Raw genomic sequence first — 17,660 nt, 5'->3', positions numbered from 1 at the left:
CAAGCGTAGGCAGCCGGCCGCCCGCGCGATAGGGCCAGATGCGGGGATTCGACCGAGCCAGAACGCCGCGCTTGCCCTAAACTGCGGCGCACCATGGCCAACCCCAGAGCCACTCAATGGGCGCAGCTCTTCGCGCTGCCCGACCAGCCCGCCTTGCCGCTGCAGGCCCGTCTGCGCGCCGCCGTGGTGCAGGCCATCCTCGAGGACCACCTGAGCCCCGGTGCCTCGATGCCCTCGTCGCGCGAGCTTGCCGCTCTGCTCGGGCTGAGCCGCAACACCGTCACTTCGGCCTACCTGCAATTGATCGACGAAGGCTTCCTGGAAGCGCGTCCGCGCAGCGGCGTGTTCGTGGCGCACAACGCGCGGCCGCTGTCCGCTGCGCATGCCGAGCCGCTGGTGGGCCGCAGCGGCCAGGCCAGCCAGCCGCCCGACTGGTCGGGGCGCGTGCTGCGCTCGCTGGAGGGCAAGCCCACGCTCGCCAAGCCCGACCGCTGGCGCGACTATCCGTTCCCGTTTGTCTACGGCAACTACGACCCGCAGCTGTTTCCCACCGAAGACTTCCGCGAGTGCTGCGCGCGCAGCCTGGCGCGCTCGCAGCTGCCGCACTGGACGCCCGACTTCGAGACCGACGACGTGCCCGACCTGATCGAGCAGATCCGCACGCGCTTGCTGCCCAAGCGCGGCGTGTTCGCGCTGAAGGAAGAAATCCTGGTGACGCTCGGCGCGCAGCATGCGTACTACCTCTTGGCCGATGCGCTGTTCGACGAGCACACCCGCGTCGGCCTGGAAGAGCCCGGCCATCCGCATGCGCGCAACAGCTTCTCGATGCGCAACCCCAAGTGGGTCGAGGTGGCGGTGGACGAGGAGGGCCTGGTGGTCGATGCGCTGCCCGCGGCCGACTATCTCTTCGTGACCCCTTCGCACCAGAGCCCGACCACCGCCACGCTGAGCCTGGAGCGCAGGCAGTGGCTGCTGCGCAAGGCCGAGCTGCAGGACTTCGTGATCATCGAGGACGACTACGAGGCCGAGAACCTGTACGAAGGCACGCCGATGCCGGCACTCAAGAGCCTGGACAAGACCGGGCGCGTGATCTACGTGGGCTCGGTGTCCAAGAGCCTTTCGCCCGCGCTGCGGCTCGGCTTCATCGTGGCGCCGCGCGCGCTGATCAAGGAACTGCGCGGCATACGGCATGCGATGGTCCGGCATCCGAGCGCCTTTTTGCAGCATGCGTACGCGCTGTTCCTGTCGCTCGGGCACCACGAGTCGCATGCGCGGCGCGTGAACCATGCAATGCAGGAGCGGCTCGCGCTTGCGGCCAAGGCGCTGCGCGAGCACCTGCCCGAGTTCGAGTTCACGCTGCCGCAGGGCGGGGCGTCGATCTGGGTGCGGGCGCCGGCGTGGGTTGACGCGGGCGAGCTGTCGCTGATGGCGCGCAGCCATGGGGTGCTGATCGAGGCGGGGGATGTGTTCTTTGCGAAGCCGCCTTATCCGTGTCCGTTTTTTCGGTTGAGGTTGTCGTCTATTGCTGCCTCGCAGATTCCTTTGGGGATTCGGGCTTTGGGGATGGCTGTTGGGGAGTTGGCGTTGGCTCGGGGGGAGGTGAGGGCGCATTGAGTTTTCTTGTTTTCCGGGGCCGGGTCTCGCCCCGGCGGGCGAGCTACTTTCTTTTGCTTCGCCAAAAGAAAGTAGCCAAAGAAAAGGCGACCCCACTGTCTGCGACCCTCCGCTTCGCTGCGGGCAACCTGCGGTGCTCGCGTTTCGCGGGGTCTCGCCCAAACTCGCTTCGCTCAAACAAGGGCGAGCCCTGATCCGCGAAACGCTGCGCTCCTCGGCGCATACAGAGGGGATTGGATACCGAACGGGCCTTTGCTTCGCTCGGCCACCAGGCCACCGCGGCGCTGCGCGCCGTGGTGGTTGGGATTGGATTGGGTTGTTGGTATTGGCTGTTGGTCTTGGGGCCGAGCGAAGCGAAGGCCGCCCGCTCCCACCCCTTCTGTATGCGCCGAGGAGCGCAGATGGAGGCGGGATCAGGGCCGCAGCTGTTTGAGCGCAACGCAGTGGAGCGAGTTCTGCGGACCCCCGCCGTAATCGAGCACCGCAGGTTGCCCGCAGCGAAGCGGAGGGACGCAGACAGTAGGGTCGCCTTTCTTTTGCCTACGTTTCTTTGGCGAAGTGTATGGACCGGGGACCTGGGTAACAGGTGTGCGGGGACATAGGAAACACTTTTGAGGTCGAGACGACCGAGGAAGTGGCCCATGCCCTGGCAACCGAGAGACCTGATGGACACCAAACGCGAATTCCTGGAATTGGCCTTGCAAGAAGGGGCCAACCGCCGCGAACTGTGCCGGCGCTTTGGCATCAGCCCCAAGACGGGCTATGCGCTGCTGCGCCGCCATGCGCTCCAAGGCATGGGCGATGCATGCAAGCCGCGCAGCACCCGACCGCACCACAGTCCTGGGCGCAGCAGCGCTGCGATCGAGCAAGCTGTCATCGAACTGCGCCGCCAGCACCCCCGCTGGGGTGGCCGCAAGATCGCCCAGCGCCTGAGCGATCTGGGCTTCAGCGGCGTGCCCGCACCCAGCACCATCACCGGCATCCTGCATCGCCACGGACTGATCACCCCTGAAGCCAGCCAGGCGGCCGAGCATTGGCAGCGTTTCGAGCACGAGCTGCCCAATGCCCTGTGGCAAATCGATTTCAAGGGCCACTTCGAGACGGGCGCGGGGCGCTGCCATCCGCTGACGGTGATTGACGACCACTCGCGCTTCAACCTGACGATCGCCGCGTGCTCCCAGACGAACACTGCCCGCGTGCAGGATCATCTGCAGCGGGTGTTCCTGCGCTACGGCTTGCCCGTACGCATCAACGCCGACAACGGCGCCCCTTGGGGCAGCCCCGCCAAGGCCGAGCACGGGCTGTCGGCACTCAGCGTGTGGCTCATTCGCTTGGGCATTCGCATCAGCCACAGCGCGCCCTACCACCCGCAGACCAACGGCAAATTGGAGCGCTTCCACCGTTCGCTCAAGGCCGAGGTGCTCAATGGGCGCAGCTTCTTGGACCTGGCTCAGGCCCAGGACGCGTTCGAGCACTGGCGCGGCGTGTACAACCACGAGCGCCCGCACGAGGCGCTGGGCATGCAAACACCCGCAGCGCGCTATCAGGTGAGCCCTCGGGCCCTGCCTGCCGTGCTGGCGCCGATCGAATATGGCCCTGATGACCGGGTGCTGACGGTGGGCTGGAACGGCTGGGTGCACTTCCAGGGGCGCAAGCTGCGCCTGTCCAGTGCCTTGCACAGGCTGCCCGTGGCGATGCGGCCGGACCCCAAGACAGATGGCTGCTTCGACGCCTTCTTCTGCCATCACCGCTTCATGCGGCTGGATCTGCGCAATCCCGCCACCTCAAACTGAGCGCCCAAGGTGTTTACTATGTCCCCGCACACCTGTTACCCAGGTCCCCGGTCCATACAGCGAAGCAAAGAAAAGTAGGTCGCCCGCCGGGGCGAGACCCGGCCCCGGAAAACAAAAAAACGCACCTCCCCCGTGCACACCAAACAGCCATCGCACCAGAACAAGGGTATTCACGGACAGGCTGGCTCCATGTTCGCCCCGGTGCTGGTACTTCCTGGCGGGATGCGATGAGTGCAAAGTCGCTGCGAGATTCACCTACCGGAGAAACCCGATGACCATGTCCCGCCGTCTCCCCCTGCAACTGGCCGTCCTGGCCACCACGCTGGCAGCCTTGTGCGGCAGCGCTTTTGCACAGCAGGCCAAGGAACTCACCTTCGCCCACCAGGACATGCTGGTCCCCCTGCGCCTCGTCATGGAATCGGGCGAGGTCGAGAAAGCCACGGGCTACAAGATCAACTGGCGCATGTTCTCGGGCGGCGGCGACGTGATCCGGGCCATGGCCTCTGGCGACGTGCAGATGGGCGAGACCGGCTCCAGCCCGCTCACGGCCGCGGCCAGCCAGGGGCAGGACATCAAGCTGTTCTGGATCTCGGCCGACATCGCCAACGCCGAGGCGCTGGTTGCGCGCAACGCGTCGGGCATCAACAGCATGAAGGACCTGGCCGGCAAGAAGGTGGCCACGCCGTTCGTCTCGACCGCGCACTACCAGCTCATGGCCGGCATGAAGATGGACGGCGTCGACCCCAGGAGCGTCAACGTGATGAACATGCGCCCGCCCGAGATCGCGGCGGCCTGGGAGCGCGGCGACATCGACGCCACCTTCATCTGGGACCCGGTGCTTTCCAAGATCAAGGGCACGGGCAAGACCATCGCCACCTCGGGCAGCATCGGCAAGCGCGGCGCGCCCACCTTCGAGGGCATCGTGGTCAACGCCAAGTGGGCCGCGGCCAACGAACCGTTCATGATCGCCTTCGTGAAGGCGCTGAACCGCGCGAACGAGGAATACAAGGCCAGCGGCAAGAGCTGGACGCCCGATTCGCCGCAGACCAAGGCAATGGCCAAATGGACCAAGGCCGATCCGAAGGACGTCTCGGCCGCGATGGCGCTCTACAGCTTCCCGACCATGGCCGAGCAGGTCTCGCCCACCTGGCTGGGCGGCGGCGCGGCCAAGGCGATGGCGGGCACGGCGGCGTTCCTGAAGGAGCAGGGCCGGGTGCAGGAGGTCAAGCCCGACTACAGCGCCTTCGTGACCACGGCCTACGTCGAGAAAGCCATGGGGAAGTAAGCCGCATGCCCACGCTCGACATCCGCGACCTCACGGTCAACTACGCCGTCAAGGGCGGCACGCTGCAGGCGCTGGCGCCGGTCAACCTCACGATGCGCGACGGCGACTTCGTCGTGGCGCTCGGCGCCTCGGGATGCGGCAAGACCACGCTGCTCAACAGCATCGCCGGCTTCCTGCCGCCTTCCACCGGCGACATCCTGCTCGACGGCAAGCCCGTGGTCGGCCCCGGCGCCGACCGCGGCGTGGTGTTCCAGAAGCATGCGCTGATGCCCTGGCTCAACGTGCGCGACAACGTGGCGCTGGGCCTGCGCCTGGCCGGCGCTGGCAAGGCCGAGCGCGACCGCGTCGCGGAAGAAAAGCTCGCGCTGGTGGGCCTGCAGCAGTACGCGGACCGCGCGGTGTACGAACTCTCGGGCGGCATGCAGCAGCGCGTGGGCATTGCGCGCGCGCTGGCCAGCGACCCGGCCGTGCTGCTCATGGACGAGCCCATGGGCGCGCTCGACGCGTTCACGCGCGAACAGGTGCAGGAGATCCTGCTCAAGGCCTGGTCCAAGTCGAACAAGATGGTGTTCTTCATCACGCATTCGGTCGAGGAGGCGCTGTTCCTGGCCACCCGGCTGATCGTGATGAGCCCGAGCCCGGGGCGCATCTCGCACATCTACGACGAGGTTCCGTTCTCGCGCCAGTTCCTGTCGCATGGCGACTCGCGCAAGGTGAAGTCGGAGCCCGAGTTCATCCGCATGCGCGAAGAGGTTCTTTCGATCATTCATCATCGCGAGGCTGCCCATGCCTGAGGCCACCATTGCAACGCCCGTCGCCATGACACCGCCCTCCAAGCCCGCCGCACCGCAGCCTACGCCGGCCGGCGCCAAGCTCAAGACCAGCGCCTTCAAGGTGCCGGGCGAGGGCTCGAGCGTGACCATCAGCGTGGTCACGGTGGTGGCGCTGGTGGCGCTATGGTTCCTCGTGACCAACATGGGCTGGGTCAAGCCGCTCTTCCTGCCCACGCCGCAGGCGGTGTTCCAGCAGTTCTACGAATACCTCACGGGCCAGGCCAACGACAAGCCGCTGTGGCAGCACTTCCTTGCGAGCATGTTCCGCGTGTTCTCGGCCTTCCTGCTGGCCTGCATCACGGCCATTCCGGTGGGCATTGCCATGGGCATGAGCCGCTTCTGGCGCGGCATCTTCGATCCGCCGCTGGAGTTCTACCGGCCGCTGCCGCCGCTGGCCTACCTGCCGCTGATCATCATCTGGTTCGGCATCGACGAGCTGCCCAAGGTGCTGCTGATCTTCCTGAGCTGCTTCGCGCCGCTGGCGCTGGCCGCGCGCTCGGGCATGCGCAGCGCGTCGCAGGAGCAGATCAATGCCGCGTATTCGATGGGTGCGAGCTACATGCAGGTGATACGGCACGTCATATTGCCGTCGGCGCTGCCCGACATCCTGGTGGGCATGCGCATTGCCATCGGCTTCGGCTGGACCACGCTGGTGGCGGCCGAGATGGTGGCGGCCAACATGGGCCTGGGCCAGATGGTGCTGAACGCGTCGAACTTCCTGCGCACCGACATCGTCATCATGGGCATCATCGTCATCGGCGTGGTGGCCTATCTGTTCGACCTGCTGATGCGGTGGCTCGAGCGGCGCCTGGTACCCTGGAAAGGGCGCATGTAGCGGCAGCAGCCACAGAAGAAGAGGGAGGAGAGGCCAGCACCTGCAGCGCGGGCGGCAGCGGCGGCATCGCGGGCGGATTGCCGTGCCGGGCCATCGACTGCTCCAGGAAGTCGAGCATGGTGCGCATCGCGGCGCTGTTGTGGCGGCGCTGCGAGTAGGCGGCATACAGCCAGTGGTCGCTCGGCATGTGCTCGCGCAGCACCGGCACCAGCGCGCCGCGCTCCAGGTGCGACTGCGCCAGCGGCTCGGGCACGTAGGCCACGCCCGCGCCGCGCAGCGCCAGCTCGATGAGCGCAACGGCGTCGTTGGCCTCCATGCGGCTGTGCACCGGCACCTCGACCGCCTTGCCGCCGGTCTCGAAGGGCAGGTGGGTGGTGGGCTTGGCCGAGTAGCTCAGCACGTCGTGGCGGCCCAGGTCTTCGGGCACCGCGGGAATGCCGCGCCGGGCCCAGTAGGCCGGGCTCGCGCAGACCACCATGTCGAAAGGCACCAGCCGGCGCACGATCAGGTTCATGTCGTCGATGCGCCCGCCCGTCAGGTGGATGTCGATGCCTTCCTCGATCAGGTCGAGGTCGTCATTGGTGAACACCAGGCTCACGTACACGTCGGGGTAGAGCTGGATGAACTCGGCGATCACGTCGGACAGCCAGCCCGCGATCAGCCCGTGCGGCGCGCTCATGCGAAGCCGCCCCTGCGGGTGCGAGCCGTGGGCCTGCAGGTCGTTGAGCGTGTTCTCGGCCATGGCCACCAGCTCGGTGCTGCGGTCGAGCAGCACCTGGCCGGCATCGGTCAGGCTCAGCGAACGGGTGGAGCGGTTGAGCAGGCGCACGCCGCTGCGCGTTTCGAGTTCGGCCACGTAGCGGCTGACCGTGGCTTTCGACATGCCGAGCGAAATGGCCGCGCGGGAGAAGCTGCGCCGGAACGCCACTTCGCGGAATGTTTTGATGAGATCGAGGCCGTCCATGATGGGCGCATTGTTCCAGCATCGGGGGTGGGGCCGCGGGCCGTAGGGGCATCCCCCGTTTTCCCTTCCTAGCGCGTGCGCTGCTTCGCCACGAACTCCGGGGTCACCGCTGCGCCCTGCTTGTTTCCGAATTGCGCGATGACGTAGTTGGCGAGCGCCGCGACCTCGGTGTCCGTGTAGGCCTTGCCGAACGCCGGCATGTAGACCTCCTGGTCGCGCACGCGCATCTTCACGCCCTGCAGGATCATCTGCGTGACGTTGGCGCCGTCCGGGTCGTTCACGCCGCGCGTCCCCAGCAGCGACGCGTTGGCGCTCTGCTGGCCTTGTCCGTTCCACTGGTGGCAGCTCGCGCACGCCGCGGCGAAGAGCCGCAGCCCCTGCTCGTGGCCTTCGGCCGTGCTGGTGGCGGGCGCTGCCGCGCTCGCGGCCACGGCCCATGGCGCCTTCGCATCGACTTCGATCGGGTTCTTGCCGGCCTTCGCGGGCACCGTGCGCAGATAGCTCACGAGCGCCGAGGCGTCCTCCGGCTTCAGGTACTGCAGGCTGTGCTCCACCGCCTCGCCCATCGGCCCCGAGGCCGAGCCGCGGCCCGCTGCGTGGCCGGTCGTCAGGTACGAGGCAACCTCGGCATCGCTCCAGGCGCCGATGCCGTGCTTCGCGTCCGACGTGATGTTGTAGGCGCGCCAGCCCTGGATCGATTCGCCCGCGAGGTTGTTGTCCGCATCCATCGCGAAGGCGAAGTCGCGCGGCGTGTGGCATTCCGCGCAGTGGCCGAGCGCCGTGGCAAGGTACTTGCCCTGGTTCCACGCAGGCGGCTTCGACGCATCGGCCTCGAAGCGGCTGCTCTTGAAGAAGGCCGCGTTCCACAAGCCCATCGCCCAGCGCTGGTTGAACGGAAAGCCCAGGTCGGCCTCCCGGTTCGGCTGGCTCACCTTGGGCAGGCTGAACAGGTAGGCCTTGATCGCAAGCACGTCATTGCGGCTCAGCGCGGTGTACGAGGTGTACGGGAACGCCGGGTACAGGCGTTTTCCGTCCGCGCGCACGCCATCGTGCAGCGCGCGCACGAAGTCGTCGTCGCTCCATTTGCCGATGCCCGTTTCCGGGTCTGCGGTGATGTTCGACGAGTAGATCGTGCCGAAAGGCAGCACGAAGGGCAGGCCGCCCGCGAAGGGCTGCCCCTTGCCGCCGGGCACGGTGTGGCATGCGATGCAGTCGGCCGCCTTGGTGAGGTATTCGCCGCGCACGAGCAGCGCCGCATTGGCGGGCGCGCCGGCCAGCACCGGCGCCTCGCCCTCGGACTTGTCGCTGCGGTTCAGGAAGAAATACAGCGCCGCACCCACGACGAACACCGCCACCAGCAGGTTGAACAGCCGCTTCATGCTGCACTCCTTGCGCCGAGCCCGGAGGGCCCCGCATCGGCGATCTTCTTCTTCAGCGCCTCCTTGTCCTGCGCCAGCAGTGCGCGGTTCACCGGCAGCGCGCGCAGCCGCACGCCCGTCGCCGCGAAGATCGCGTTGGCCAGCGCCGGCGCGGCGATGGCGGTGCCGACTTCGCCAAGCCCGCCGGGCGCTTCGCCGCTCTTCACGGTGTGGACCTCGACCGTCGGCGCCTCGTTGATGCGCAGCATCCGGTAGTCGTGGAAGTTGCTCTGCTCGATGGCCCCCTCGCGCAGCGTGATCTCGCTGAAGAGCGCCGCGCTCAGCCCGAACAGCAGCCCGCCCTGGATCTGCGCCTCGATGGAGCCTGTGTTCACGGCAATGCCGCAATCGACCGCGACCACCGCGCGCCGCATGCGCACTTCGCCCTGCGGCGTGACCTCGGCCTCGACGATGGCGCACACGCGGCTGCCGAAGGCATCGCCCACGGCCACGCCGCGTCCGACGCGCGCCGCCAGCGCGCCCTGGCCCCAGCCGATCTTGCCGGCCGCCAGGTCGAGCACCGCGAGCGTGCGCGGGTTCTTCTTCAGCATGGCGCGCCGGTAGGCCACGGGGTCTTTCTTCGCGCGGTGCGCCAGCTCGTCGATGAAGCTCTCCATCACGAAGAGGTTGTGCGTCGGCCCCACGCCGCGCCACCAGCCGACGTTCAGGCCCGCCGGCATGTCGTGCCGCACCCACTCGACCTTGAGGTTCGGCAGGTCGTAGCAAGGTTCGGCCACGCATTCGATCAGGTCGCTGTCCATGCCGTCCTTGCCCATGAAGGCGGGGGCCCAGCGGCCCAGCACCGTGCCGCCCGCGATGCGGTCGCCGAACCAGAGGATCTGGCCGTCGCCGTCGACCACGGCCGAGATGTCGTCGTGGTACATCGGGCGCACGATGTCGTGGCGGATGTCTTCCTCGCGCGTCCATACCACCTTGAGCGGGTAGGGCACCTGCTTGGCGAAGGCCACGGCCTGCTCGACCGAATCGGTCTCCAGCCGGCGGCCGAAGCCGCCGCCCAGGTACTGGTTGTGCAGCACGACCTTGTCTTCAGCAACGCCCGCGATCTTGGCCGCGGCGCTCACGCAGCGCGTCGGCACCTGCGTGCCGACCCAGATCTCGCACTGGTCGGGCCGCACGTGCACCGTGGTGTTGAGCGGCTCCATCGTGGCGTGGGCCAGCATCGGCAGGTCGTAGGTGGCCTGCACCAGCGTGCCTTCGGGCCGCTTGCCGGTTTCCTTGCCGACGATGGCCTTGTCCTTGGCCAGCGCGTTGGCCAGCGACGCGCGCAGCTGCTGCGTGGTGAGCGCGGCGTTCTGCCCCGGCGTCCACTGCACCTTCAATGCATCGAGTCCGCGCTTCGCGGCCCAGAAGTGCTCGCCCACCACGGCCACCGCGTCCTTGATGCGCAGCACGTCGACCACGCCGGGAATCGCCCGCGCCGCCTTGTCGTCCACCGAGGCCAGCACGCCCCCGAGCGTGGGGCAGGCCCTGACCGTGGCCACCTTCATGCCCGGCAGGCGCACGTCGATGCCGAATTGCGTGGAGCCGTCGACCTTGCCGGCCGAATCGACGCGCCGCAGCGGCTGGCCGATCAGCTTGAAATCCTTCGGCTCCTTCAGCGTCACCTTTTCCGGCATCGGCAATTTGGCAGCGGCACCGGCGAGTGCGCCGAAACCGAGCTGCCGGTTGGAGGCCGCGTGGCTCACCACGCCGCGCGCGACCGTGCAGCCCGCGGGGTCGACCTTCCACTGCGCGGCGGCGGCGCCCACCAGCAGCGTGCGCGCCACCGCGCCCGCCTCGCGCAGCACGCCGTAGGTGCCGCGCGTGCTGGTCGAGCCGCCGGTGATCTGGCCGCCGAGCAGCGGCATGCCGTAGAGCGCTTCGCTCGGCGGCGAATGTTCGACGCGCACCTGGTCGAGCTCGACGCCCAGTTCCTCGGCCAGCAGCATCGCCGAGCCGGTGTAGATTGCCTGGCCCATCTCGGCCATCGGCATCACGAGGCGCACGCCGCCGTCGGCATCGATGCGGACAAAGGCATTGGGCGCGAATGCCGGGTTGCCGTCCGCGAGCGCGGCGGCCGCGTCGCCCGGCTGCTGCCTGGGGCTGATCGCGGCAAAGGCCTTGCCCGCGCCGAACCAGGTGAAGGCCAGCGCCAGGCCGCCGGCCTGCAGGGCGCTGCGCCGGCTGATGCCTGCGGCGGGCTTCACGATGCGCTCCTGGCCGGCATGGCAACCACCGACTGCAGCACCTCGGCCTTGCCGGTTGCGGCCTGCTTGATGGCCGCGCGGATCCGCGAGTAGGTACAGCACCGGCAGACGTTGCCCGCCATGGCCAGGTCGATGTCGGCATCGCTCGGGTTGGGCGTGCGCTGGATCAGCGCGGCCGCCGACATGATCTGGCCGGACTGGCAGTAGCCGCACTGCACCACGTCGACGTCGAGCCAGGCTTTCTGGATGCTCTTGCCCGCAGGGGTCTGCGAGACGGCTTCGATGGTGGTGATGGCCTTCTTGCCGATCGATCCGACCGGCAGCACGCACGAGCGCACGGGCTGGCCGTCGAGGTGCACGGTGCAGGCGCCGCACTGGGCGATGCCGCAACCGAACTTGGTGCCGGTCAGGCCGACGATGTCGCGCAATGCCCAGAGCAGGGGCATGTCCTCGGGCGCGTTGACGGCAACGGACTGGCCGTTGATGTTGAGATCGATCATGGGCCCTGCCTTTTCTCTGGGGTTCGCCGTGGGTGGCAGCGAACCATAGCGCGACTTCGGAAAGCGCGCTTGGCGGGCAGGGCAGCGATCGACCGGGTTGCCCGGACTTCATCGACGGGTGCTCATCGAACGCACCCGAAGGTATTCATCGCCGTGCGGAGACGGCGGCCGAGACCCGCAGGAGCCTCAGGCGGGGGTCGCCTGCGCAGGCGCCTGCAGCGGCGGCGTGCCGGTCTTGAACATGCTTGCGAGCTGCGCGCGCAATTCCGGCGTGTCGGCATGGCCGTGGACGGCCACGGCGTGCTGGACGGCGGCATCGAGCAGTTCGCTCTCGCTATCGGCGGAGAGCGCGACACTGCAGTTCATCGTGCTTGGAAACTCGCGGCAGTCGATGTATTGGCGTGACATGGTGGCTCCTGGAATGCCCTTTCGGGCGTGATTCGAAGGCTAGGCCGGCCGGCAGGGGCCGGCCGGGGGCTACCCATGCAGGCGTCAAACCGTGTTTCGTCGATGGCCATGTGTATCCCCGCCGCCGGCAGGCGGCCTGCGCGCCCCGTGTCTGCCTATACTGCTTTGGTGGTGAACTTTGGTGGCAAAGGGCCTGCGAGCATCCTGCGTCTCGATGCGTGCAGGCGCCATACGCAGCAATGCGTATGCACCGTGAAAGGGGCATGCCATGACACACCTGATGCGCAACGACCGAGCGGGCGCGCTTCGCCTGCTGGAGCAGCTGGAGTCCGGGCATTCGCCGATGCGGCCCCATGGCGCCGGCAGCAGCGGCCTGCGCACAAGTCCGCGCATCGCCGCCAAGGCACCGGGCCGCAGCGAGTTCCGCCGCGCCGCATGGCAGGCCGACCGCTACCGGCGCGCGGGGCTGGAGCATGCGGTGGCGGTGGCCTTCCTGTACCGGCTCGCCTGCCGCGCCGCGGTTCCGCTGCCTGATGTGCCGCTCTCCGATGCCCCGCTGGCCGGCCTCACACCGCGCGAGGGCGACGTCATGCACTGGCTCTCGCGCGGCAAGACCGACGCCGAGATCGCCGCGCTGCTGGAGATCAGCCCGCGCACCGTCCACAAGCACCTGGAGCATGTGTACGTGAAGCTGGGCGTCGAGACGCGCACTGCGGCCGTGGTGCGCGCGCTTGCCATGGGCAGGACCTCCTGAGATCCTGTCTGCGGTCTGCTTTGTTCAGGGCGCGATCACGCCGACGGGGGACATTCGCGGAGGGGAGTACCCGGTGGCCTGTGTACGCGCCCTCAACTGACGACCGCACCGCCCCTCGCCCTCAGCGCGAGGCCACCGCCACCGGCGCATCGGCCGGCGATGCGGAGCGCCCGATCATCCACGCGCACGCCGCCGACACCACGCCGGCGAACAGCACGTACATGCAGATCTGCCACGGCTGGCCGCCGCCCGACTTGAGCAGCGCAGTGGCGATGATCGGCGTGATGCCCGAGGCAAAGATGCCCGAGAACTGGTAGACGAAGGAGATGCCGGTGTAGCGCACCTTGGCATCGAACAGGTCGCAGAACAGCGCCGCCTCCGGCCCGTACACCGAGGCATACAGGATGCCGAACGGGATGATGATCGCGAGCCACACCAGCAGCACGCTGCCCCCGCTGTGCGTCATGAGCCAGAAGCCCGGAAACGCCGACACCGCCGTGATCAGCGAACCCCACATGTAGACCTTGCCGCGCCCCATCCGGTCGGACAGGCGGCCGAAGAAGGGAATGAAGAAGATCATCACCACGGCCGCGGCCATCACGCCCAGCAGCGCGTCGGTGCGGCTGATCTTGAGCGTGCCGGTCAGGTAGTTGATGGAGAACACGCCGAAGATGTTGAAGAACACACCGTCGATGTAGCGCGCGCCCATGCCCTTGAGCACGTTGCCCGGATAGCGCCGCAGCATGTCCATGAACGGAATGCGCAGCTCCGCGTTGCGCGCCTTCACGGCCGCGAACTCCGGCGTTTCCTGCACGTGCAGCCGGATGTACATGCCCACGCCCACCATCACGCCGGAAATCAGGAACGCGATGCGCCAGCCCCATGCGAGGAACTGCGCGTCGGTCAGCAGCCACGACAGCAGCGCCACCACGCCCGAGGCCATGCACAGGCCAATGGCCAGCCCGATCTGCGGCAGCGAGGCATAGAAGCCGCGCTTGCCCTTGGGCGCGTATTCATACGCCATCAGCACCGCGCCGCCCCATTCGCCGCCCAGGCCGATGCCCTGCGCCACGCGAAGCAGAAGCAGCAGCAGGGGCGCCGCGAGGCCGATCTGCGCATAGGTGGGCACCAGGCCGATCAGGAAGGTGGCCACGCCCATGATGATCAGCATGCTCTTGCGGCCGATCTTGTCGCCGAAGTGGCCAAAGATCACGCCGCCCAGCGGCCGCGTGACAAAGCCCACGGCAAAGGTGGTGTAGGCCAGCAAGGTCGACACCACCGGGTCGCTGCCCGGGAAGTAGAGCTTGTTGAACACGATGCCGGCCACCACGCCGTACAGGAAGAAGTCGTACCACTCGATGGTGGCGCCCACCAGGGCCGAGGCCACCACCCTGCGAATCGCTTTCTCGTCGCTTGTGCTCATGTCGTTGTCTCCGATGTGGTTGTCGCGGCGGCTGCCGCCCTGACGTCCTCCCTGATCATGTCGACGGCCTTCTCGGCCATCATCACGGCCGGTGCGTTGGTGTTGCCCGACACCAGCGTGGGCATGGCCGAGCAGTCGACCACGCGCAGCCCGGCCACGCCGTGGACGCGGAGGCGCGCATCGACCACCGCGAGCGGGTCGCTGCCCATGCGGCAGGTGCCCGTGGGATGGAAGATGGTGGCGCCGTTGTTGCGGCAGAACTCCAGGAGCTCGGCATCGCTCGCGGCCTCGGGGCCGGGCTTGACCTCGCGCTTCACGTAGGGCCGCATCGCGGGCGCCTCGGCAATGGCGCGCGCCGCCTTCACGCCGGCCACGGTGGTGGCGCGGTCGAGCTCGGTGGCCAGGTAGTTGGGCTGCATCTCGGGCGGCTCGGCCGCGTCGAGCGAGCGGATGCGCACGTGCCCGCGCGACTCGGGCCGCAGCTGGCACACCGACATCGTGAAGCCCGAGTACGGATGCACCTTGCCGCCCGCCATGTCGGCCGAGAGCGTGGCCACGTGGAACTGGATGTCGGGCGTCGCGGCCACCGGCCGGCCGTTTGCGTCCTTCAGCGCGCGCATGAAGCAGCCGCCCTGGTTGATGCCCACCGCGAGCGGGCCGGTGCGGCGCATCAGCCATTCCAGGCCCATGCTTGCCTGGCCGAACCAGGAGTTGAGTTGGTCGTTGGTGGTGATGGGCTTGCTGCACTCGTAGCCCAGCCGGATCTGCAGGTGGTCCTGCAGGTTCTCGCCCACGCCCGGCAGCACCTGCACCGGCGCAATGCCCATGCGCTCGAGCAGCGCGCGAGGGCCGATGCCCGAGAGCTGCAGCAGCTGCGGCGACTGGATCGAACCGGCCGACAACAGCACCTCGGCGCGGCAGCGCGCGGTTTTCATCTCGCCGCCCTGGCGATAGGTGACGCCCACGGCGCGCCGGCCGTCGAACACCAGCCGGCTGGCCAGCGCATCGGTCTCGATGCGCAGGTTCGGCCGGTGGCGCGCCGGCACCAGGTAGGCCTTGGCGGTGCTGCAGCGCCAGCCCTTGTGCGTGGTGAGCTGATAGTAGCCCGCGCCTTCCTGCGCGGCGCCGTTGAAGTCGTCGGTGCGCGGCACGCCGATCTGCTGCGCGCCGCCGATGAAGGCCTCGATGAGTTCGTGCTTCGCTGCAATGTCCGACACCTTCAGCGGCCCGTCGCCGCCGTGGAAGGCGTTCGCGCCGCGCTCGTTGCCTTCGCTGCGGATGAAGTAGGGCAGCACCTCGTCATAGCCCCAGCCCGCATTGCCGAGCGCGGCCCAGTGGTCGTAGTCCTCGCGCTGGCCGCGGATGTAGATCAGTCCGTTGATCGAGCTCGAGCCGCCCAGCGTCTTGCCGCGGGGCCAGTAGATGCGCCGGCCGTTCATGTTGGGGTCGGGATCGGTCTCGAAGCGCCAGTTGTAGGTGGGGCTCCACATCGTCTTGCCGTACCCGATGGGCAGGTGGATCCAGAGCGACCGGTCCACCGGGCCCGCCTCGAGCAGCAGCACGCGCGTGGCCGGGTCTTCGCTCAGCCGGCCAGCCAGCACGCAGCCGGCCGAACCGGCGCCGACGACGATGTAGTCGAACTCTTCATCACGCATGCAGGGCACCCGGGGAGTGGAACAATCGCTTCGCTTGCTTGCATCCTAGGTTATTGTTTTTCGGAACGCAATGTTCCATTTTTAAGGTTTACCCGCATGCCACGTCCCGCGCGCCCCGCAGCCGCCGTGTCTTCGCCATCGCTTTCCGTGCCCGCCGCGGAGGAGTCCGCCTCCGGCTCGTCGGCCGAGCGCAGCCTGCGCCTGCTGGCCCTGCTGGCCAGCGAAGGCCGCGCCCTCACGCTCGCCGACCTGGCCGCGCAGCTGGGGCTGCCCAAGGGCACGGCGCACCGCATCTGCACCCAGCTGCTGGCCACCGGCTTCCTGGCGCGCGACGTGGACGAGCGTTCGTTCAGCGTCGGCCCCGCGCTGCGCAAGCTGGCCTTCGACACCCTGAACCACGGCACGGTGCGCGGCCTGCGGCACGAGGTGCTGTCCGAGCTCGTGCGGCAGGTGGGCGAGACCTGCAACCTCACCACGCTCGACGGCGCCCAGGTGCTGTACCTCGACCGCGTGGAGGCGAAGTGGCCGCTGCGGCTCACGCTCGACGTCGGCTCGCACGTGCCGCTGCACTGCACCGCGAGCGGCAAGCTGTTCCTCGCACAGATGCCGAAGAAGGAGCGCGACGCGCTGATCGACCGGCTGCCGCTGCCGCGCATGACGGCCAACACGCTCGTCAAGGCCGATGCGCTGCGCACCGAATGCGATGCGATCGCCAGGCGCGGCTATTCGCGCGACTGCGAGGAATTCATCGCGGGGCTGGTGGCCGTGGCGGTGCCGGTGCGCGACGCGGCCGGGCAGGTGCGCGCGGCGCTCGCGGTGCACGCGCCGACCGCGCGCATGTCGATGGAAGAGGCGGTGAAGCGCATCGATGCGCTCAAGGCCGCCGCGCAGCGCATGGGCACGCTGCTCTGAGCGCAGGCCCTTTGGCTTGCGGTGCGACGCCTCAGCGCCACTGCAGCAGCAGCGACCACGGCTGCCAGCTCATGTGGCGCTCGGTGCAGCCCGCCGCGCCGATGGTGCAGCCGGCGGGCAGGTAATAGCTGGGATCGAGCGTCCGCGTGCCGGGGGCAAAGTCGAGCCGCCTGCGCGTGACCGACTGCAGCACGTTGCCGCCGATGGTGTCGAAGCCCCGCTCGTCGACCTTCACCACCACGTCGCAATGCATCGGCAGCGGCTCGCCGCCCGTGGCCCGCGTTGCCAGCACGGCGCCGATCCTTTCGAAGCTGTCGAGCTCCGATGCCGCGCCGCGCGTGTGGCAGGCCAGGTCGCCCACGCGCGGCGGCGTGCGCGCGAGGTCGCAGGCGCGCATCGCGTAGCGCGTCTTGTGGCCGGCGGCCTCGGCCGTGCCGGCCTGCCAGGCGGCGCCTGCGTAGTCCGCATGCGCTTCCGAGAACACGAACTCGTCCGCGCCCAGCCCCGCCTGCTGCGCGAGCCAGCTCACGAAGGCCGCCGACCATGGCGTGTCGATCGCCGCCACGCGGTTCACCGCGGTGGCCATCGCACGCAGCTCGGCCGCGTCGAGGCCCTGGTCCAGCCCCACGCCCAGCCCTCGCAGGTGCGAGGCGCTGGCCTGGCTGAGCGCCTGCAGCAGCAGCGTGCGGTCGGCCGGTTGCAGCGCGCCGAAGCGCACCAGCGACGGCAGCGGGGTGCGGGGCTGCGGCACCGCCTCCCAGTAGCCGAGCACGCGCTGCCACGGCGCGGCGCTTGCGAGCGTGGGGCGCGAATCCTCGGCTTCGGAACGGCCGGATTCGATGAGCCGGCCTTCGGCGTCCATCGTCTGCGCGCCGAAAGCCTCGTGCTCGCGCTGCGCGGCGGCGGCCATCGCGAGAGCGCGCGGCGGCGGAATCCGCGCGGCGGTGTTGAGGCAAGCCGATTCGGCGGCGGCACCTGCCGATGCAAACAGGAGCACCGTGGCCGCCGCAAGCGCGCGTCCCGGTGGCCGAGAAAAGAATGAAGAAGTCAGCATGTCGC

At 68.5% G+C, this 17,660-nt stretch carries 15 protein-coding genes; 7 read left to right on the top strand and 8 right to left on the bottom strand.

Translation table 11 applies throughout. The features are described from left to right. Positions 1–93: 93 nt before the first annotated feature. From ACAM58_RS18710 to ACAM58_RS18690, 5 genes are all read left to right on the top strand, one after another. A complete protein-coding gene (locus ACAM58_RS18710; protein ID WP_369663266.1) occupies positions 94–1,614 on the top strand; it encodes a PLP-dependent aminotransferase family protein in 1,521 nt (506 codons plus the stop codon). Between the two features lie 641 nt (positions 1,615–2,255). Next, complete coding sequence (locus tag ACAM58_RS18705) at positions 2,256–3,407, top strand: IS481 family transposase (RefSeq protein ID WP_369663265.1); 1,152 nt, start codon at positions 2,256–2,258, stop codon at positions 3,405–3,407. A 271-nt stretch (positions 3,408–3,678) separates the two neighbouring features. Then, a complete protein-coding gene (gene tauA, locus ACAM58_RS18700; protein ID WP_018905401.1) occupies positions 3,679–4,692 on the top strand; it encodes a taurine ABC transporter substrate-binding protein in 1,014 nt (337 codons plus the stop codon). A gap of 5 nt (positions 4,693–4,697) precedes the next feature. Next, on the top strand, positions 4,698–5,486 hold the full coding sequence (locus tag ACAM58_RS18695; RefSeq protein ID WP_015866621.1) for a taurine ABC transporter ATP-binding protein: 789 nt from the start codon (positions 4,698–4,700) through the stop codon (positions 5,484–5,486). Between the two features lie 25 nt (positions 5,487–5,511). After that, positions 5,512–6,360, top strand: coding sequence for an ABC transporter permease subunit (locus tag ACAM58_RS18690; RefSeq protein WP_369664500.1), 849 nt, complete (start codon positions 5,512–5,514; stop codon positions 6,358–6,360). Here ACAM58_RS18690 and ACAM58_RS18685 read toward each other — a convergent pair. From ACAM58_RS18685 to ACAM58_RS18665, 5 genes are all read right to left on the bottom strand, one after another. Beyond that, complete coding sequence (locus tag ACAM58_RS18685; protein WP_015866619.1) at positions 6,278–7,324, bottom strand: LysR family transcriptional regulator; 1,047 nt, start codon at positions 7,322–7,324, stop codon at positions 6,278–6,280. The genes ACAM58_RS18690 and ACAM58_RS18685 overlap by 83 nt on opposite strands. Positions 7,325–7,392: 68 nt before the next feature. Beyond that, positions 7,393–8,703 carry a cytochrome c gene (locus tag ACAM58_RS18680; RefSeq protein WP_369663264.1) on the bottom strand — a complete coding sequence of 437 codons (1,311 nt, stop codon included), beginning with the start codon at positions 8,701–8,703 and terminating at the stop codon, positions 7,393–7,395. Continuing rightward, positions 8,700–10,949: a molybdopterin cofactor-binding domain-containing protein gene (locus ACAM58_RS18675; RefSeq protein WP_369663263.1), complete on the bottom strand. Its 2,250-nt coding sequence runs from the start codon at positions 10,947–10,949 to the stop codon at positions 8,700–8,702. The genes ACAM58_RS18680 and ACAM58_RS18675 overlap by 4 nt, the downstream gene beginning before the upstream one ends. Continuing rightward, entirely contained in the window at positions 10,946–11,449 is a 504-nt protein-coding gene (locus ACAM58_RS18670) for a (2Fe-2S)-binding protein (protein ID WP_015866616.1), read from the bottom strand. Before ACAM58_RS18670 ends, ACAM58_RS18675 begins: the two co-directional genes overlap by 4 nt. A gap of 186 nt (positions 11,450–11,635) precedes the next feature. Then, on the bottom strand, positions 11,636–11,857 hold the full coding sequence (locus ACAM58_RS18665; RefSeq protein WP_018905405.1) for a DUF1059 domain-containing protein: 222 nt from the start codon (positions 11,855–11,857) through the stop codon (positions 11,636–11,638). Between the two features lie 280 nt (positions 11,858–12,137). Between ACAM58_RS18665 and ACAM58_RS18660 the strand changes: the two genes are divergently transcribed. Next, a complete protein-coding gene (locus ACAM58_RS18660; RefSeq protein ID WP_369663262.1) occupies positions 12,138–12,611 on the top strand; it encodes a response regulator transcription factor in 474 nt (157 codons plus the stop codon). 121 nt (positions 12,612–12,732) lie between these two features. Here ACAM58_RS18660 and ACAM58_RS18655 read toward each other — a convergent pair whose 3' ends face one another. Further along, on the bottom strand, positions 12,733–14,034 hold the full coding sequence (locus ACAM58_RS18655; RefSeq protein WP_369663261.1) for an MFS transporter: 1,302 nt from the start codon (positions 14,032–14,034) through the stop codon (positions 12,733–12,735). Then, complete coding sequence (locus ACAM58_RS18650) at positions 14,031–15,689, bottom strand: GMC family oxidoreductase (RefSeq protein WP_369663260.1); 1,659 nt, start codon at positions 15,687–15,689, stop codon at positions 14,031–14,033. Before ACAM58_RS18650 ends, ACAM58_RS18655 begins: the two co-directional genes overlap by 4 nt. A gap of 96 nt (positions 15,690–15,785) precedes the next feature. Here ACAM58_RS18650 and ACAM58_RS18645 point away from each other — a divergent pair, with 96 nt between their 5' ends. Further along, a complete protein-coding gene (locus ACAM58_RS18645; protein WP_278880195.1) occupies positions 15,786–16,601 on the top strand; it encodes an IclR family transcriptional regulator in 816 nt (271 codons plus the stop codon). Positions 16,602–16,632: 31 nt separating this feature from the next. Here the strand turns inward: ACAM58_RS18645 and ACAM58_RS18640 are convergent, their stop codons facing one another. Continuing rightward, complete coding sequence (locus tag ACAM58_RS18640) at positions 16,633–17,655, bottom strand: DUF2272 domain-containing protein (protein WP_369663259.1); 1,023 nt, start codon at positions 17,653–17,655, stop codon at positions 16,633–16,635. Positions 17,656–17,660: the final 5 nt, after the last annotated feature.

The sequence above is a fragment of the Variovorax sp. V116 genome (assembly GCF_041154435.1).
In the GTDB taxonomy this organism is placed as follows: Bacteria; Pseudomonadota; Gammaproteobacteria; order Burkholderiales; family Burkholderiaceae_C; genus Variovorax; species Variovorax paradoxus.
Note: the sequence above shows the minus strand (reverse complement) of the source record. Positions and strands in the feature narration are given on the sequence as shown.

Excerpts from the sequence above, each read along its gene's own strand:
- ACAM58_RS18685 (WP_015866619.1), bottom strand. The coding sequence starts at position 7,324 with ATGGACGGCCTCGATCTCATCAAAACATTCCGCGAAGTGGCGTTCCGG.
- ACAM58_RS18680 (WP_369663264.1), bottom strand. The coding sequence starts at position 8,703 with ATGAAGCGGCTGTTCAACCTGCTGGTGGCGGTGTTCGTCGTGGGTGCG.
- ACAM58_RS18655 (WP_369663261.1), bottom strand. The coding sequence starts at position 14,034 with ATGAGCACAAGCGACGAGAAAGCGATTCGCAGGGTGGTGGCCTCGGCC.
- ACAM58_RS18705 (WP_369663265.1), top strand. The coding sequence starts at position 2,256 with ATGCCCTGGCAACCGAGAGACCTGATGGACACCAAACGCGAATTCCTG.
- ACAM58_RS18690 (WP_369664500.1), top strand. The coding sequence starts at position 5,512 with ATGACACCGCCCTCCAAGCCCGCCGCACCGCAGCCTACGCCGGCCGGC.
- tauA (WP_018905401.1), top strand. The coding sequence starts at position 3,679 with ATGACCATGTCCCGCCGTCTCCCCCTGCAACTGGCCGTCCTGGCCACC.
- ACAM58_RS18665 (WP_018905405.1), bottom strand. The coding sequence starts at position 11,857 with ATGTCACGCCAATACATCGACTGCCGCGAGTTTCCAAGCACGATGAAC.
- ACAM58_RS18660 (WP_369663262.1), top strand. The coding sequence starts at position 12,138 with ATGCGCAACGACCGAGCGGGCGCGCTTCGCCTGCTGGAGCAGCTGGAG.
- ACAM58_RS18710 (WP_369663266.1), top strand. The coding sequence starts at position 94 with ATGGCCAACCCCAGAGCCACTCAATGGGCGCAGCTCTTCGCGCTGCCC.
- ACAM58_RS18670 (WP_015866616.1), bottom strand. The coding sequence starts at position 11,449 with ATGATCGATCTCAACATCAACGGCCAGTCCGTTGCCGTCAACGCGCCC.
- ACAM58_RS18640 (WP_369663259.1), bottom strand. The coding sequence starts at position 17,655 with ATGCTGACTTCTTCATTCTTTTCTCGGCCACCGGGACGCGCGCTTGCG.
- ACAM58_RS18650 (WP_369663260.1), bottom strand. The coding sequence starts at position 15,689 with ATGCGTGATGAAGAGTTCGACTACATCGTCGTCGGCGCCGGTTCGGCC.
- ACAM58_RS18645 (WP_278880195.1), top strand. The coding sequence starts at position 15,786 with ATGCCACGTCCCGCGCGCCCCGCAGCCGCCGTGTCTTCGCCATCGCTT.
- ACAM58_RS18695 (WP_015866621.1), top strand. The coding sequence starts at position 4,698 with ATGCCCACGCTCGACATCCGCGACCTCACGGTCAACTACGCCGTCAAG.